Source organism: Micromonospora sp. BS32 (assembly GCF_059089345.1).
Genome location: NZ_JBSSHR010000016.1, coordinates 95284 through 110829 on the forward strand (window position 1 = coordinate 95284; position 15546 = coordinate 110829).

Consider the following 15546-nt stretch of genomic DNA (forward strand, 5'->3'; position numbering starts at 1 on the left):
CGATGGAGCCGGGTCGGGTGCCGGGGGTGGCGGTCGACCGTGCTGACGACTCCATCGCGGGGGAATACTCCCCTCCGGCCGCCATTCTTCACCATGCACGGCCGTCAGCGCATCTCCGGTAGGCCGGATTGCCGCACGTATCACCCTGCTCGCGTGTCGACCGACACCTTCCGTACGGCATCCTAGGAGGCTAGGTGTGGCCTTTCGTCCTGCTGCCGCAGGGCGTACCGGCCCGTCGCGGGGCGATCCTGGGACGGCGCCACCCCGCGGCGTAGCGCCGGCCGACCGCCGTGCGAGGCTTCGGGCATGGTTCTTGAAGTCGCGCTCATCGACGTACTGCCCGGACACGAGGACGCGTTCGCCGCCGCCTACGCGGAGGCGCTCTCCATCATCACCGCCGTCGAGGGCTGCCGGTCGGTCCGGATGACCCGGGGCATCGAGACCCCCACCCGGTTCGTCCTCCTGGTCGAGTGGGACTCGGTCGAGGCGCACGACCAGAACTTCCGCGCCACCGAGGCGTTCGGCCAGTGGCGGGCGCTGATCGGCCCGCACTTCGCCGGCCCGCCGCGGGTCGAGCACTTCGTCGACGTACCGGCCTGAGATCCATCACCGTCGCTGTCGTACCCCCGGGTTACCGTACGGCGCTCGCGCGGCACACCGGCCCCGACGCGTTCGGGGGCGCCGGGTCCGGTGGCCGGGCGGCGACGCGCCTGGCGGCGGGCCGGGGACCGAACAACGATCATGAGCGGGTGTCGCGGGCCCGTGTTGCCCGAGGTGAGCTGCCCGTCAGCGGGCGGTGCGCCGTTCCAGGCGCTACGAACTTGATGTCGTCAGCGAATCGGATGTCCGTTTCAGGCGCCCGAGGCGTGACTGGCATCCGCGATTCGTTCGCGTCATCAAGTTTGTAGCGGTCGGCGGGAACACACCGGGCCCGGCCCCTACCGTCGCCCGCTCGTCAACCCGACGTCACGTCGGGCTTCTGGACCAGCCGCGTCCGAGTCTCCCGGCCCGGACCGCTACCCGTGGCGGCGCGTGATTCCGTTCGGATCGTCAGGCCTCAGCGACTAGGGAAGGCCCTGGTCACCGCCGGGCTTTGGCCACCCGTGCTGCTGCTCCAGCCCTGTGACCGGCCGGTCCGCGCGCTCCGGTCAGCGGTCGCCCTTGACCGCCTCCACCACCGCCGCGTCGACCGCGTCGGCGGCGCGCCGGCGGAACAGCTCCCGCGTCTCCGCCCGGCTCAGCGCCACCTCCGTCAGCCAGCCGGTCACCCGGTCGTAGCCGCTCACGTCGACGTCGGCGACCAGCCGCACGTCGGTGGTGAGCGCCTCCAGCATCACGGTGCGCGGGTCGGCCGGGTCGGGGAACGAGTAGCAGCAGTAGGGGGTCAGCGGGTGCGGCCCGCGCGGCGCCGCCGCCCGGGGCACCACCCGCAGCGTCAGGTGCGGCAGCTCGGCCAGGGCCGCCAGGTGCTCCAGCTGCTCCCGCCAGACCTCGGCCGGGGCGTCACCCGGCTCGCAGACCCGCTCGTCGAGCAGGCCGGTGTAGCGGGGCGGGTCGGGCCGGCGCAGCACCGCCTGCCGGGTGAGCCGGGCGCGCAGGTCGGCCTCCGCGTCCAGCTCCGGGTGGAGCAGCCGGGCGGCGGCGATCCGCATCCGGGCGTACCCGGGGGCCTGGAGCAGCCCCGGCACGACGGCCGGTTGGTACTCCACGATGGCTGCCGCGCCCGCCTCCAGCTCGGCGTAGGTGCGCTGCCGCTCGCTCATCTCGCCCAGCGCCTTCCACCAGCCGCGGCTGGTGGCCGCGTCCCGGGCGATGACGATCAGCGCGTCCCGTTGCGGCGCCGGGACGTCGTAGACGTCGAGCAGGTCGAGGACGTCGGCCAGATCCGGCCGACTCTGCCCCAGCTCGATCCGGGACAACTTCGAGGTGGAGGCCCAGCCCAACCGGCCACACACCTGTTCCAGCGTCAGCGCCTCCCGTCTGCGCAACTGGCGCAGCTCGGCGCCCAGTCGCGCGCGTCGAATCACCGGACTCGATGACAACGGCATCCCGCCTCCCCACGACGGAGGGTACGCAGGACCGTCACCCACGGCAATACCTTGCTCGCGCACCGCAACGGCGGCCGGTCCGGCGCCCCCGTGGCGCCGGGTCGGCCGCCGGAGCGGCTCAGGGGCGGTAGGTGCCGAACGACCAGACGTTGCCGGCCAGGTCGCGGGCCGCGTAGTCGCGGGACCCGTAGTCGGTGTCGAAGGGCTCGCGGACGATCTCGGCGCCGGCCGCGCGGGCCCGGGCGCAGTGCGCGTCGACGTCGTCGAGGGCGACGTAGACCGACCAGTCGTCGTCGGCCGGCCGGGATCGCCGCGCCGAGTTCGCACCAATCATGATCATCCCCTCGTCGAGGGCGAGCTGGGCGTGCGCCACCGAGCCGTCCGGCGCATCGTGCACGGCGTGCACCGCGAAGCCGAACGCGGCGCACAGCCAGTCGATGGCGGCGCGGGCATCGGGATACCTGAAGACCGGGTAGAGGGTTCGCATGCCCTCATCCTGCCGCCGGAGCGGTCACCCCGGATTGGACGAATGTGACCTCAGCAGGCCCGCCGGCGTCTCCCCGGCGAACTCGTGGAAGTCCCGGATCAGGTGGGACTGGTCGTAGTAGCCGTGGCGGGCGGCCACCTCGGCACCGCTCGGGGCGACTCCGCCCGCCCCGGTGATCGCCGCCTGGGCCCGCGCGAAACGCAGCAGGCGGCCGGTGGTCTTCGGCGGCAGGCCCAGCTCCCGCCGGAACACGGTGGCCAGGTGACGCCGGCTCCAGCCGAGCTCCTCCGCCAACCGGCCGACCTCGACCCGCCCCCCGCTGCCGGCCAGCCGCCGCCAGGCCCACCCGACTCGGGGATCGACCGGCTCGCTGGCGGCCAGTCGCGCGGCCAGCGCCGCGTCGAGCAGCCGGAACCGCCCGGGCCAGTCCGACGCCCCGGCCAGCCGGTGCCGGAGCAGGTCGAGCCAACGGTCGGGAAGGTGCTCCACCGCCACCGCCCGGTTGGCCAACTCGACCAGCGGCAGGCCGAGGATCCGGCGGGCGGCGAGCGGGGTGAGCAGGAGTTGCACCCCGAGGCCCACCCCGACCGTGCGGGTGATGCAGTACCCGTCGAAGGTCCCCGCCACGAAGGAGTCCACCCGGGACGCCCCGCGCTCGGCGCACCGGGGATCCACGACGTCCAGCGGGGCGCCCCAGCCGAGGATCAGCACCACGAAGGCACCGGCGGTCTCCCGGCGTACCGCCGGCAGTGCCGCCCGCTCGCGGTAACCGACGTACCGGTCGACGAACGGGAGCAGCCGGCCGTCGGGCCGGCCCACGACCAGGTCGAGGTCGCCCATCCCCGCCCTCCGTCCGTCACTTCACGCCGGCGGCGTCCATTCCGCGCAGTTCCTTCTTCAGATCCGACACCTCGTCGCGGATCCGGGCCGCCAGCTCGAACTGCAACTCCCGGGCGGCGGCCAGCATCTGGTCGTTGAGCTCCTGGATGAGCTGGGCCAGATCGGCCCGCGCCATCCCCTCGCGGGACGGTGCGGAGGTGCCGGCCCGGCTGCGGCTGCGGGTCTCCTTGACCGGTGCCTTGCCCCGGGAGAGCTGCCGCGCCGCGCCGCCGATCCGCGAGTTCTCGGTGTCCTCCGCCTCGCGGTAGATGTCGTCGAGGATGTCGTGGATCTTCTTGCGCAGCGGCTCCGGGCTGATCCCGTGCGCCTCGTTGTGGGCGATCTGCTTGGCCCGGCGCCGGTCGGTCTCGTCGATCGCGGCCGCCATCGACGGAGTGATCTTGTCGGCGTACATGTGCACCTGGCCGGAGACGTTCCGGGCGGCGCGGCCGATGGTCTGGATCAGCGACCGGCCGCTGCGCAGGAAGCCCTCCTTGTCGGCGTCGAGGATCGCCACCAGCGACACCTCGGGCAGGTCGAGGCCCTCCCGGAGCAGGTTGATGCCGACCAGCACGTCGTAGTCGCCCTTGCGCAGCTCGCGCAGCAGCTCCACCCGGCGCAGCGTGTCGACCTCGGAGTGCAGGTAGCGCACCCGGATGCCGTTCTCCAGCAGGTAGTCGGAGAGGTCCTCGGCCATCTTCTTGGTCAGCGTGGTGACCAGCACCCGCTCGTCGCGCTCGGTACGCAGCTTGATCTCGTGCATCAGGTCGTCGATCTGGCCCTTGGTCGGCTTGATCACGACCTGCGGGTCGATCAGCCCGGTCGGGCGGATCACCTGCTCGACGAACTCACCCTGCGCCTGCTCCAGCTCCCACGGACCGGGGGTGGCGGAGAGGTAGACCATTTGGCCGACCCGTTCCAGGAACTCGTCGAAGCGCAGCGGGCGGTTGTCGGCGGCGCTGGGCAGCCGGAAGCCGTGGTCGATCAGCATCCGCTTACGGGAGGCGTCGCCCTCGTACATGCCGCCGATCTGCGGGATGGTCACGTGCGACTCGTCGACCACGGTGAGGAAGTCGTCGGGGAAGTAGTCGAGCAGGCAGTGCGGCGGGCTGCCGGGCAGCCGACCGTCCATGTGCATCGAGTAGTTCTCGATGCCGGAGCAGAACCCGACCTGCCGCATCATCTCGATGTCGTAGGTGGTGCGCATCCGCAGCCGCTGCGCCTCCAGCAGCTTGCCCTGCCGCTCGAGCTCGGCCAGCCGTTCGGCCAGCTCGACCTCGATGTCGCGGATCGCCCGCTCCATTCGCTCGGGGCCGGCCGCGTAGTGGGTGGCCGGGAAGATCACCAGCTGGTCGACCTCCTTGACCACGTCGCCGGTGAGCGGGTTGAGGTAGTAGAGCTTCTCCACCTCGTCGCCGAAGAGCTCGATCCGGACGGCCAGCTCCTCGTAGGCCGGGATGATCTCCAGGGTGTCGCCGCGGACCCGGAAGGTGCCCCGCTGGAAGGCCATGTCGTTGCGGGTGTACTGGATGTCGACCAGCCGGCGGAGCAGCTTGTCCCGGTCGAGCTCCTGCCCGACGGCGACCCGCACCGCACGCTCCAGGTATTCCTCCGGGGTGCCCAGGCCGTAGATCGCGGAGACGGTGGCCACCACGATCGTGTCGCGGCGGGTGAGCAGCGACATGGTCGCCTTGTGCCGCAGCCGCTCGACCTCCTCGTTGATGGAGGAGTCCTTCTCGATGTAGGTGTCGGTCTGCGGGATGTACGCCTCGGGCTGGTAGTAGTCGTAGTAGGAGACGAAGTACTCCACCGCGTTGTGCGGGAGCAGCTCGCTGAACTCCTTGGCCAGCTGGGCGCAGAGGGTCTTGTTGGGGGCGAGCACCAGGGTCGGCCGCTGCAACCGCTCGACCAGCCACGCCGTGGTGGCGCTCTTGCCGGTGCCGGTTGCGCCGAGCAGCACCGTGTTGCGGTCGCCGCGCCGGACCCGACGCTCAAGATCGTCGATGGCTGCCGGCTGGTCGCCGGCCGGCTGGAAATCACTGACGACCTGGAAGCGGCCGTCGAGCCGGGGAATGTCGAGCGCCATGACAGCAACGGTACGCCCGGGGTCCGACACTCCGCCGTCGCTACCGTGGGTCCCCTGATCGGCTTCGATATTCCCATTGTGGGGTACATCTCACCGCGCTAGCCTGTAGACCGTAGGCCGCTCGCGGCGGCCGACCGGGCCGGTGGCCGGACCCTCACGGGCGGGCCGCCCCTGGCACGTGTGGTCGCAGCACCCGGACATCACCGGCGTGCGCACCCGACGTGGTCGCGCTCGAGGCGCAGACCGGCCGCCGCGAGCGCCCCAATTCGTCACCGTCCTCCTCGCCGGCCGTTCAACCACTCGTGGACACCTCATCCGAGCGGCCGCCCTCGTCCTCCCCGGAGCACCCCTCCCCCACCCGGCCCGGCCGGCCGGCGGCGACCGACCCGCCGACCGCCACCGGGTCCGCGTCCCGCCCGCCCGCAGAGCGCGGCGGGCGAGCGTCCACCGCACCGCCGGGCCCCACCGACCGGCCGTCCACCGCGCCACCGTTCACCCGTACCCCCATCGGGGCCGGTGCGCCCGCACCGGCCGACCAGGCCGGCCGGCGGCGGCGCGCGCCCGGCCGGCACCAGCGCTCCCGACGCCCCCTGCCCGCGCCTCCCGGCCTGCCCCCCGCGCCGCCGGCCGGGGGCGCCGCCGCCGAGGAGCCACCGGCCCGGCGGCGCAGCACGCTGGTCGCGCTCGGCGTGGTCGCCGCGGCTTCGGCCGCGGCGCTGGTGGCCGGGCTGCTGAGCTGGGCGCCGACGTCACCGGAGGCGGCCCGGGCGCTGACCGCGGACGAATCCGAGCGGCTGGCCGCCACCCGGGTCACCAACTACCGCGACGTCCGGGTCGGGGTACGGGCGACCGTCGGCGCCGGCGCCACCCGCACCGAGCTGGTCGGCTGGGTGGACTGGGGGCGACCACTGGCCTACCTGGACGCCGGGGGGCCCGGCGCCGGCCCGGACCGCGGCCTGGTCCAGGCCACCCCCGCGGTCGTGGTGGTCCGTCCCGACCCGACCGCGATGCCGACACCGGCGCCACCGCCGCTGGTCCCGCCCGTGGACGGCTGGCGACTGCGCGACCTGTCCCCGGGCCGGGGGCTGGCCGGGGCGCTCGACGTCCTCTTCGCGCTCGGCGCCGACCGGGGTGAGCCCGTCGACCCGCTGCGCCGCGGCGGCGGGCGCTGGGTGGGCCGCGAGGTCCTCGGCGGCGAGTCGGTCGACGTCCTCCAGGCGCCGCTGCCGCCACCCGCGCCGGCCGACCCCACGGCCACGCCGTCGGCGGCGCCGGCCGCCGGGGACGGCGACCCCCGCTGGTGGGTCGACCGGGACGCCCGGCTGCACCGCTGGGCCGGTCGGCTGCCCGACGGCGCGCCCCTCACCGTCGAGCTGGAGCGCAGCAACCGGCCCACCCTCTGGCCCGTCGACGCGCTGGGTGGGCGTCCCGGGCTGCCCCGCGCGCTCACCGACGCCGAGGCCGAACGGCTGGACCGGCTTCCGGCCCGGCTGCGGGCCCGGTCCGGAGCGGCCGTCACCGTGACCGCGCCGCTGGGCACCGCCGCCAACCTGCGCGGCTCGGGCTGGCTCAGCTGGTCCGGTGGAGTGGTCTACCTGTCCGTGGCCGAGCTGGACACGCTCGGCCGGCGCACGCTGCTGCGCCGCGACGCCAACGGGTTCGCCCGGGCCGAGCTGCCGGTCGGTCCGGCCAGCGGCAGCGCCGAGCCGCCGGTCGGCCCGCCGCTGCCACCGCCGCCCGGGACCGGCTGGCGAACCGGCGTACGACCGACCGACGACCTCGACGTCCTCGTCGACGTGGCGCTGCGGGCGGCGGCGATGCCCGTACGGCCCGGCTCGGCGATCAGGCTGCGCGGCAGCCGGCTGGCCGGCGTGACCGTCGACGTGTTCGAGCTGCGCGTCCAGGGGCTGCGGCTGCGTTACTGGCTCGACCGGGACGGGCTGCTGCGCCGGGTGGAGCTGCGGACCGGGGCCGGCGCATGGGCGCAGCTCGACCTGACTCCCGCGAGGGTGCCCGCGGGCGTCGTCCCACCCCGCTCGGCGCCGCCCGTCAAGGCGAAGCCGGCCCCACGGCGCCCGGCCCAGCCCGACCCGGGGCGGCGCGGGCGGCCGGCCGCGCGAGCCGGGGCACAGTGACGGCTCAGGGCCGCCAGCCGGTCTGCCCGGCCCACTCCTCGGCGCGCAGGTACTCCTCGTCGAACCAGGGGTCCTTCGCGGTGGCGTAGCTGCCGCTGTCCGGGGCGGACGCCGCCAGGTCGCGCTTCAACGCCAGGTACGCGGAGCGCTGGTCCGGGTCGGCGCGCAGGTGGTCGCGCATCAGCAGGGCGTACCGCCAGCCGGGCGACCCGGCCACCCGCAGGTGCAGGTTCACCGGGCGGCCCGGGTCCGCGCTGCCGTGCAGCCGCTTCTCCCAGCGTCCGCTCCCGGCCGGGCGGGGGTTGTCCCACCACTCGCCGGGCAGCCGGGGGAACCCCGCTTCGGCGAGCCGGTCGGCGAGCGGCCCGTCCGCCTCGGCGAGGGAGTCGACGGTGAGCTGGATGTCGATCACGTCCTTGGCGGCGAGACCGGGAACCGCGGTCGAACCGATGTGGTCGATCCGCCGCTCCGCCCCGGTCGCGTGCCGGATCCGTGCGGCGAGCCGGGCGTACTGGTCGGGCCAGCGGGGATCGGGTTCGGTCAGCACCACCTCCCGAGCGCCGACGGCGCGTCGGTCCCGCAGGTTGTGCTCGTAGGGCACCAGCCGGTCCCGCCAGAGGGCGTCCACCGCCGCGTGCAGCTGGTCCAGGGTGCCGTCGTTGTCGATCACCACGTCGGCCGCCGCGCGCCGACGGGCGTCGTCGGCCTGCGCGGCGATGCGCCGCTCGGCTTCCGCCCGGGGCATCCCCCGGTCCCGCGTCAACCGCTCCAGCCGGGTGCCGAGCGCCGTCCGCACCACCACCACCAGGTGGTACGTCGGGGCGAGCCCCACCTCGATCAGCAACGGCACGTCGTTGACCACGACCGCGTCGGACGGGGCTGCGGCGACCAGCTCGGCGGTCCGCGCCCGGACCCGCGGGTGGGTGATCGATTCCAGCTGGCGTCGGGCGGTGTCGTCGCCGAACACCACCGCGCCCAGTGCCGCCCGGTCCAGCGCGCCGTCGGGACCGAGGATCCGCTCCGAGAAGGCGGCGATGATCTCGGCCAGCCCCTCGGTACCCGGGGCGACCACCTCGCGAGCGACCCGGTCGGCGTCGACGATCACGGCGCCCCGCTCGGCCAGCCGGGTCGCCACCGCGCTCTTGCCGGACCCGATCCCGCCCGTCAGTCCCACCATCAGCACGCCGACCAGTCAACCTGATCATTCGAAGCGCCGCCACATCGGCCCGGGGTGTGGCGCGCGACTCGCCCCGCCCGATCGGCTGACAGGCGAGGGCCCCGCCCCCGACGACCCGGTGGAACCGGATCGCAGGGGCGGGGCCCCGTCGTCAGCGACTGCTCCAGGTCGCCGGACGCGGCGTCAGCCGCGCCGAACTGGAGTTGTCACACGGTCACTTGCCGCCGGCGAGCTTCTCCCGCAGAGCGGCGAGCGCCTCGTCGGTGGCCAGCGTGCCGGCCGGCTCCTCGGCCTGACGGCTCGGGGCCGTGCTGGTCGTGGTGGTGGTGGCGGCACCGGCGGCCACCGGCGGAGCCGGGTTGGCAGCGGCCTCGGCGTCGGCGGCCCGGGGGGTCTGCACCTGCTTGGTGTGGGCCTCCCAGCGCTGACGCGCCTCGGCGTACTGGTTCTCCCAGGTCTCGCGCTGCTTGTCGTACCCCTCGAGCCACTCGCCCGTCTCCGGGTCGAAGCCCTCCGGGTAGATGTAGTTGCCCTCGGTGTCGTACGTCGCGGCCATGCCGTAGAGGGTCGGGTCGAAGTGCTCCTCGCCCTCGACGAAGCCCTCGTTGGCCTGCTTGAGCGACAGGGAGATGCGGCGACGCTCCAGGTCGATGTCGATGACCTTGACCATGACCTCGGAGCCGACCTGCACGACCTGCTCCGGGATCTCCACGTGGCGCTCGGCCAGCTCGGAGATGTGGACCAGGCCCTCGATGCCGTCGTCCACCCGGACGAAGGCGCCGAACGGCACCAGCTTGGTGACCTTACCCGGCACGATCTGCTGGATCGCGTGGGTGCGGGCGAACTGCCGCCACGGGTCCTCCTGGGTCGCCTTCAGCGACAGCGAGACCCGCTCGCGGTCCAGGTCGACGTCCAGGACCTCGACCTCGACCTCCTGGCCGACCTCGACGACCTCGGACGGGTGGTCGATGTGCTTCCAGGAGAGCTCGGAGACGTGCACCAGGCCGTCCACGCCGCCCAGGTCGACGAAGGCGCCGAAGTTGACGATCGAGGACACGACGCCCTTGCGGACCTGGCCCTTCTGCAGCTTGTTGAGGAACTCGGTGCGCACCTCGGACTGCGTCTGCTCGAGCCAGGCCCGGCGGGACAGGACCACGTTGTTGCGGTTCTTGTCCAGCTCGATGATCTTGGCTTCGAGCTCGCGGCCGACGTACGGCTGCAGGTCGCGCACCCGCCGCATCTCGACCAGGGAGGCGGGCAGGAAGCCGCGCAGCCCGATGTCGAGGATGAGGCCGCCCTTGACCACCTCGATGACCGAACCCCGGACGACGCCGTCCTCGTCCTTGATCTTTTCGATCGTGCCCCAGGCCCGCTCGTACTGCGCCCGCTTCTTGGAGAGGATCAGACGACCCTCCTTGTCCTCCTTCTGGAGGACCAGGGCCTCGATGTGGTCGCCAACCGAGACGACCTCGGCGGGGTCCACGTCGTGCTTGATCGACAACTCACGAGAGGGGATGACACCCTCGGTCTTGTAGCCGATGTCGAGAAGGACCTCGTCCCGATCGACCTTGACGACGGTGCCTTCGACAATGTCGCCGTCGTTGAAGTACTTGATGGTCTCGTCGATCGCGGCGAGGAAAGCCTCCTCGGAACCGAGATCGTCGTGGGTGACCCGGGTGGCGCTCGAGGGGGCCTCGATGCTGCTCGTCATGTGGGCGGTTGCTCCGGTCGGATGGGTTGTCACAGCAGGCGTGGTGTCGCGGTGACCATTTCGCGCCAACGGATCCGCCGCCGGGGCACACCGAACGATCGCCAAGTGAAGATCATTAGTGGCTCCGGTGACCGCGCACCTGCTCCCTGCCGAGGCACACGATCCGCGAGCGCATCGTCTAGCCTACCCGCTGCATTACCACAGCGTGCAAGGCCTCCCGTGTCGCCGCGAGCTCACCAGCTGCGAAAGCGGAGATTTCAGCACGAAAGCGCCTCGACTGTCTCCTGCGTCACACCAGCCCCACGAGAAGGTAGCGCATCGGCGCGCCGACGGCAGCGCGACCCCGACCCACCGGCCAGCCGCCGCGGGTGCGGGCCGGTGCAGGGCCTAGCGTGAGCGGGTGGATGACGATGACAACCGGGTGACCCGGCGCCGGGTCGGCGACGCGGAGGCGCGCCGCGCCAACCGCGGCTGGTGGGACGCCGACGCCGACGACTACCAGGCCGAGCACGGCGCCTTCCTCGGCGACGTGGACTTCGTCTGGTGTCCGGAGGGGCTGCGGGAGGCCGACGCCCGGCTGCTCGGCGACGTCACCGGCCGCCGGGTGCTGGAGGTGGGCGGCGGAGCCGCGGCCTGCGCCCGCTGGCTCGCCACCCAGGGCGCCCGACCGGTCGCCTTCGACCTCTCCGCCGGCATGCTCCGGCACGCCGCGCGCGCCGCCGACACCACCGGGGTACACGTACCGCTGGTGCAGGCCGACGCGCTCTCGCTGCCCTTCGCCGACGCCGCCTTCGACATCGCCTTCACCGCCTTCGGGGCGATCCCGTTCGTCGACGACTCCGCCACCCTGATGGCGGAGGTGCACCGGGTGCTGCGCCCGGGCGGCCGCTGGGTGTTCTCGGTGACCCACCCGATGCGCTGGATCTTCCTCGACGACCCCGGCGAGGGCGGGCTGACCGCCGTCCACTCGTACTTCGACCGGTCCCCCTACGTCGAGCAGGACGAGGCCGGCACGGCCAGCTACGTCGAGCAGCACCGCACCCTCGGCGACCGGATCCGGGAGCTGGTCGGCGCCGGGTTCCGCCTGGTCGACCTGGTGGAGCCGGAGTGGCCGGCGGGGCACGAGGGGATCTGGGGGCAGTGGAGCCCGCTGCGCGGCCGGCTCTTCCCCGGCACCGCCATCTTCGTCGCCGAGAAACCTGCGGCTTGAGCCCGCCGCACTCCTGGTGCGGCCCGGGTCCCTAGACCCGTCCGGTCGTTTCGCGACATCGACGGCGGGTACCCGCGAGGCATGGCCGACAAGGAGTTCCAGACGGGCGACCACGTCTCCTGGGCCAGTCACAGCGGCCGGGCGTACGGCGTGGTCAAGGACAAGATCACCGAGCGGACGCACGTGCGTGGGCACGCCGTGAACGCGTCCCCGGAGGACCCGCAGTACCGGATCCGCAACGACGACTCGGGGCGCGACGTCGCCCACCGGCCCGAGGCGCTGCGCCATGAGTCGAAGTGAGGATGCGCAGCAGACGTACCGGGAGTTCACCGAGGCGGTGAACATGAAGCCCGGCGAGCTGTCGACGTGGCTGGAGACCGACGAGTCCAAGCACGTCGGCTGGCGGAAGAAGGGCACCAAGGGCGGCGAGTCGGTCGGGCACGAGTCCGGCCGCAAGATCATCAACCTGTTGCGGCGCAAGCGCGACCAGCTCTCCGAGGTCGACTACAAGCACATGCGCAAGGTCGTCGGGTACGTACGGCGGCACATGGCGCAGCGACCGAGCGGCGACGTCCGCGAGACCCGGTGGCGGTACTCCCTGATGAACTGGGGTCACGACCCCCTCAAGGCTCCGCTACCACCGCCGGGCGGCCCGTCCCGGCGGGCCCTCGAACGGCACGGCACCCCGCCGAAGGAGCGCCGCGGACCGGGACGGTAACCCGCGAATCAGTGGTCGGCGCTGTTCCAGTCCCGGCCCTCGCCGACGGAGACCTCCAGCGGCACCGACAGCGGGTACGCCCCGCCCATCTCCCGCCGGACCAGCTCCTCGAGCGTCTCCCGCTCGCCGGGCGCCACCTCGAAGACCAGCTCGTCGTGCACCTGCAGCAGCATCCGGGAGCGCAGCCCGGCGTCGCGCAGCGCGGTGTCGACGTGCAGCATGGCGACCTTGATGATGTCGGCCGCCGAGCCCTGGATGGGGGCGTTGAGCGCCATCCGCTCGGCCATGTCCCGGCGCTGCCTGTTGTCGCTGCCCAGGTCGGGCAGGTAGCGCCGGCGGCCCAGGATGGTGGAGGTGTAGCCGTCCTGCCGGGCCCGGGCGACCACCTCGTGCAGGTAGTCCCGGACCCCGCCGAAACCGGCGAAGTAGTTCTCCATCAGCCCCCGGGCCTCCTCGGCGGTGATGCCGAGCTGCTGGGAGAGACCGAAGGCGCTCAGGCCGTAGGCCAGGCCGTAGTTCATCGCCTTGATCTTGCGACGCTGGTCGCCGCTGACGGCGGTGACCGGCACCTCGAAGACCGACGAGGCGGTGGCCGCGTGGAAGTCGTGGCCGGAGTTGAACGCCTCGATCAGGGCGTCGTCCGACGACAGGTGCGCCATGATGCGCATCTCGATCTGGCTGTAGTCGGCGGTCAGCAGGGTCTCGTAGCCCTCCCCCACCACGAAGGCGCGCCGGATCCGCCGCCCCTCCTCCGTGCGGATGGGGATGTTCTGCAGGTTGGGCTCGGTGGAGGAGAGCCGACCGGTGGCGGCCACCGTCTGGTTGAAGGTGGTGTGGATCCGGCCGTCGTCGGAGACCGACTTGAGCAGCCCGTCCACCGTGGACTTGAGCTTGGCCACGTCGCGGTGGCGCAGCAGGTGCTCCAGCACGGGGTGCGGGTTCTGCGCGTAGAGCCACTGGAGGGCGTCGGCGTCGGTGGTGTAGCCGGTCTTGATCTTCTTGGTCTTGGGCAGGCCCAGCTCGGTGAAGAGGATCTCCTGGAGCTGCTTGGGCGAGCCGAGGTTGAACTCCCGCCCGACCGCCTCGTACGCCCCCTGCGCGGCGGCCTTCACCTCGGCGGCGAAGTGCGCCTCCAGCTCCGACAGGTAATGGGTGTCGGCGGCGATGCCGATCCGCTCCATGTCGGCGAGCACCCGCATCAGGGGCAGCTCCACCCCGGCCATCAGCCGCGCGGACTGCTCGCCGTCGCGGGACAGCTCGGCGTCGATCGCGTCGGCCAGGTCGAGGGTGGCCCGGGCCTGGAGCATGAGGTTCTGCTCGGCGACCCCCTCGTCGCCCAGCCCGTCCAGGGTGAGCTGGCCGGTCTCCGGGGCGTCGACCCGCAGCTCCCGGTGCAGGTAACGCAGCGCCAGGTCGGTGAGGTCGTAGGAGCGCTGGTCGGGGCGGGCCAGGTAGGCGGCGATCTGGGTGTCGCGGGCGATGCCCGCGAGCGTCCAGCCGTGCGCGGCGAAGGCGAGCACCACCGGCTTGCTGTCGTGCAGCACCTTGGGCCGGGTGGCGTCGGCGAGCCAGCCGGCGAGCGCCTGCTCGTCGGCCGGCTGAAGGCCGGCCGGGTCGACCCAGGCGGCGGCCCCGCCCGCGGTGGCCAGGGCCAGCCCGGTCACCGAGGCGGTGTGCCGGCGGTTGGGGCCGGTGTCGAGCTTCGCGGCCAGGCCGACCGGCGTGCCGACCGGGCCGTGCGTCTCCAGCCAGCCCGCGAGGGCACCCGGCTCGGTGAGCACCTCGCCGGCCAGGTCGAAGCCGGCCTCGGCCTCCGGCTCCACCGCCTCGAGGTACTGGTAGAGCCGGTCGCGCAGGATGCGGAACTGCAGGGTGTCGAAGACCTGGTGCACGGCCTCCCGGTCCCAGCCCTGCCAGCGGGCGTCCTCGGGGCGCAGCGGCAGCTCCAGGTCGGAGACCAGGCAGTTGATCTCGTAGTTGCGGATCACGTCGGCCAGCCGCTCGCGCAGGCTGTCGCCGGCCTTGCCCTTGATCTCGTCGGCCCGCGCGATCACGCCCTCGACCCCGCCGTACGTGTTGATCCACTTGGCCGCGGTCTTCGGGCCGACGCCGGGGATCCCGGGCAGGTTGTCGCTGGTCTCGCCGACCAGGGCGGCCAGGTCGCGGTAGCGCTCCGGGCCCACGCCGTACTTCGCCTCGATCGCCGCCGGGTCCATCCGGGCCAGGTCGGAGACGCCCTTGCGCGGGTAGAGCACGGTGACCTGGTCGCCGACCAGCTGGAAGGCGTCCCGGTCGCCGGTGCTGATCAGCACCTGCATGCCCTGGTCGCGGGCCTGGCAGGCGAGGGTGGCGATGACGTCGTCGGCCTCGTAGCCCTCCCGCTCCACCACCGGGACGCGCAGCGCGGCGAGGACCTCCTTGACCAGGCTGACCTGACCCTTGAAGTCGGTCGGGGTCTCGCTGCGGCCGGCCTTGTACTCCGCGTACTTCTCGGTGCGGAAGGACCGGCGGGAGACGTCGAAGGCGACCACGATGTGGGTGGGCTGCTCGTCGCGCAGCACGTTGATCAGCATGGAGGTGAAGCCGTAGACCGCGTTGGTCGGCTGCCCGGTCGTGGTGGAGAAGCTTTCCACGGGCAGGGCGAAGAAAGCCCGGTATGCCAGGGAATGTCCGTCGACGAGGAGCAGGCGCGGCGTCGTAGCTGTCACGGCAGCGACTCTAGTCCGTGGGACCGACAACACCGGCCACCACTCGGACGGGGCAGCGCGGTCCCGCCCGGCCCTATACAGTCACGTCAATCTCTCGAACGGGGGTCTGACCTTGAAGAAGTTGTTGACTCGTGCCCTGCTGACGGCTTTCGTCGGCGTGAGCGGCGTCGTCGCGGTCGCCACGCCCGCCCAGGCGATCTGGACGTCGAGCACCTACCCGTACACCAGCGAGGCCGCGTGCCTTTCGGCGGGCGCCGCCAAGTACGACCAGTACTACTGCGAGATGCACGCGTATCCGTCGGGCTGTGCCCGGGGCTGCTCGTGGCGTTGGTTCCTCCACTTCTGGATCAACTGAGCGGAGCCGACCGCGACAGGAACGAGCCGGCC

13 protein-coding genes are annotated in these 15546 nt (G+C 72.8%); 6 read left to right on the top strand and 7 right to left on the bottom strand.

Going from position 1 to position 15546, the window contains the following annotated elements:
- The first annotated feature begins 306 nt into the window (after positions 1-306).
- On the top strand, positions 307-600 hold the full coding sequence (locus AC5RWQ_RS22395) for an antibiotic biosynthesis monooxygenase family protein (RefSeq protein WP_494284642.1): 294 nt from the start codon (positions 307-309) through the stop codon (positions 598-600).
- Positions 601-1148: 548 nt separating this feature from the next.
- On the opposite strand, the gene AC5RWQ_RS22400 is transcribed toward AC5RWQ_RS22395, so the two are convergent.
- The 4 genes from AC5RWQ_RS22400 to uvrB all read right to left on the bottom strand — a co-directional run bounded on the left by AC5RWQ_RS22400 (position 1149) and on the right by uvrB (position 5500).
- Positions 1149-2048 carry a helix-turn-helix domain-containing protein gene (locus tag AC5RWQ_RS22400; RefSeq protein ID WP_494284643.1) on the bottom strand — a complete coding sequence of 300 codons (900 nt, stop codon included), beginning with the start codon at positions 2046-2048 and terminating at the stop codon, positions 1149-1151.
- 118 nt (positions 2049-2166) lie between these two features.
- Complete coding sequence (locus AC5RWQ_RS22405) at positions 2167-2535, bottom strand: VOC family protein (RefSeq protein ID WP_494284644.1); 369 nt, start codon at positions 2533-2535, stop codon at positions 2167-2169.
- A 24-nt stretch (positions 2536-2559) separates the two neighbouring features.
- On the bottom strand, positions 2560-3375 hold the full coding sequence (locus AC5RWQ_RS22410; protein ID WP_494284645.1) for an AraC family transcriptional regulator: 816 nt from the start codon (positions 3373-3375) through the stop codon (positions 2560-2562).
- A 16-nt stretch (positions 3376-3391) separates the two neighbouring features.
- A complete protein-coding gene (uvrB, locus tag AC5RWQ_RS22415; protein ID WP_494284646.1) occupies positions 3392-5500 on the bottom strand; it encodes an excinuclease ABC subunit UvrB in 2109 nt (702 codons plus the stop codon).
- Positions 5501-5802: 302 nt separating this feature from the next.
- Between uvrB and AC5RWQ_RS22420 the strand changes: the two genes are divergently transcribed.
- On the top strand, positions 5803-7635 hold the full coding sequence (locus tag AC5RWQ_RS22420; RefSeq protein ID WP_494284647.1) for a hypothetical protein: 1833 nt from the start codon (positions 5803-5805) through the stop codon (positions 7633-7635).
- A gap of 4 nt (positions 7636-7639) precedes the next feature.
- Here AC5RWQ_RS22420 and coaE read toward each other — a convergent pair whose 3' ends face one another.
- Positions 7640-8818 carry a dephospho-CoA kinase gene (coaE, locus tag AC5RWQ_RS22425; RefSeq protein ID WP_494284648.1) on the bottom strand — a complete coding sequence of 393 codons (1179 nt, stop codon included), beginning with the start codon at positions 8816-8818 and terminating at the stop codon, positions 7640-7642.
- Positions 8819-9026: 208 nt separating this feature from the next.
- Complete coding sequence (gene rpsA / locus AC5RWQ_RS22430; RefSeq protein ID WP_494284649.1) at positions 9027-10523, bottom strand: 30S ribosomal protein S1; 1497 nt, start codon at positions 10521-10523, stop codon at positions 9027-9029.
- Positions 10524-10923: 400 nt separating this feature from the next.
- On the opposite strand from rpsA, the gene AC5RWQ_RS22435 reads away from it, so the two are divergent.
- The 3 genes from AC5RWQ_RS22435 (at position 10924) to AC5RWQ_RS22445 (ending at position 12451) form a co-directional block, all read left to right on the top strand.
- Positions 10924-11733 carry a class I SAM-dependent methyltransferase gene (locus tag AC5RWQ_RS22435; protein WP_494284650.1) on the top strand — a complete coding sequence of 270 codons (810 nt, stop codon included), beginning with the start codon at positions 10924-10926 and terminating at the stop codon, positions 11731-11733.
- 81 nt (positions 11734-11814) lie between these two features.
- Positions 11815-12033, top strand: a complete 219-nt coding sequence (locus tag AC5RWQ_RS22440; RefSeq protein ID WP_334486123.1) for a hypervirulence associated TUDOR domain-containing protein — start codon at positions 11815-11817, stop codon at positions 12031-12033.
- The gene (locus tag AC5RWQ_RS22445; protein ID WP_494284651.1) at positions 12020-12451 is read left to right on the top strand and encodes a DUF3140 domain-containing protein; all 432 of its coding nucleotides are present in this window, start codon (positions 12020-12022) and stop codon (positions 12449-12451) included. Before AC5RWQ_RS22440 ends, AC5RWQ_RS22445 begins: the two co-directional genes overlap by 14 nt.
- Positions 12452-12459: 8 nt before the next feature.
- On the opposite strand, the gene polA is transcribed toward AC5RWQ_RS22445, so the two are convergent.
- A complete protein-coding gene (gene polA, locus AC5RWQ_RS22450) occupies positions 12460-15159 on the bottom strand; it encodes a DNA polymerase I (protein ID WP_494284652.1) in 2700 nt (899 codons plus the stop codon).
- Positions 15160-15271: 112 nt separating this feature from the next.
- Between polA and AC5RWQ_RS22455 the strand changes: the two genes are divergently transcribed.
- Positions 15272-15514, top strand: a complete 243-nt coding sequence (locus AC5RWQ_RS22455; protein ID WP_494284653.1) for a hypothetical protein — start codon at positions 15272-15274, stop codon at positions 15512-15514.
- Positions 15515-15546: the final 32 nt, after the last annotated feature.

Excerpts from the sequence above, each read along its gene's own strand:
- AC5RWQ_RS22440 (WP_334486123.1), top strand. The coding sequence starts at position 11,815 with ATGGCCGACAAGGAGTTCCAGACGGGCGACCACGTCTCCTGGGCCAGT.
- AC5RWQ_RS22405 (WP_494284644.1), bottom strand. The coding sequence starts at position 2,535 with ATGCGAACCCTCTACCCGGTCTTCAGGTATCCCGATGCCCGCGCCGCC.
- AC5RWQ_RS22395 (WP_494284642.1), top strand. The coding sequence starts at position 307 with ATGGTTCTTGAAGTCGCGCTCATCGACGTACTGCCCGGACACGAGGAC.
- AC5RWQ_RS22400 (WP_494284643.1), bottom strand. The coding sequence starts at position 2,048 with ATGCCGTTGTCATCGAGTCCGGTGATTCGACGCGCGCGACTGGGCGCC.
- uvrB (WP_494284646.1), bottom strand. The coding sequence starts at position 5,500 with ATGGCGCTCGACATTCCCCGGCTCGACGGCCGCTTCCAGGTCGTCAGT.
- AC5RWQ_RS22410 (WP_494284645.1), bottom strand. The coding sequence starts at position 3,375 with ATGGGCGACCTCGACCTGGTCGTGGGCCGGCCCGACGGCCGGCTGCTC.
- rpsA (WP_494284649.1), bottom strand. The coding sequence starts at position 10,523 with ATGACGAGCAGCATCGAGGCCCCCTCGAGCGCCACCCGGGTCACCCAC.
- AC5RWQ_RS22445 (WP_494284651.1), top strand. The coding sequence starts at position 12,020 with ATGAGTCGAAGTGAGGATGCGCAGCAGACGTACCGGGAGTTCACCGAG.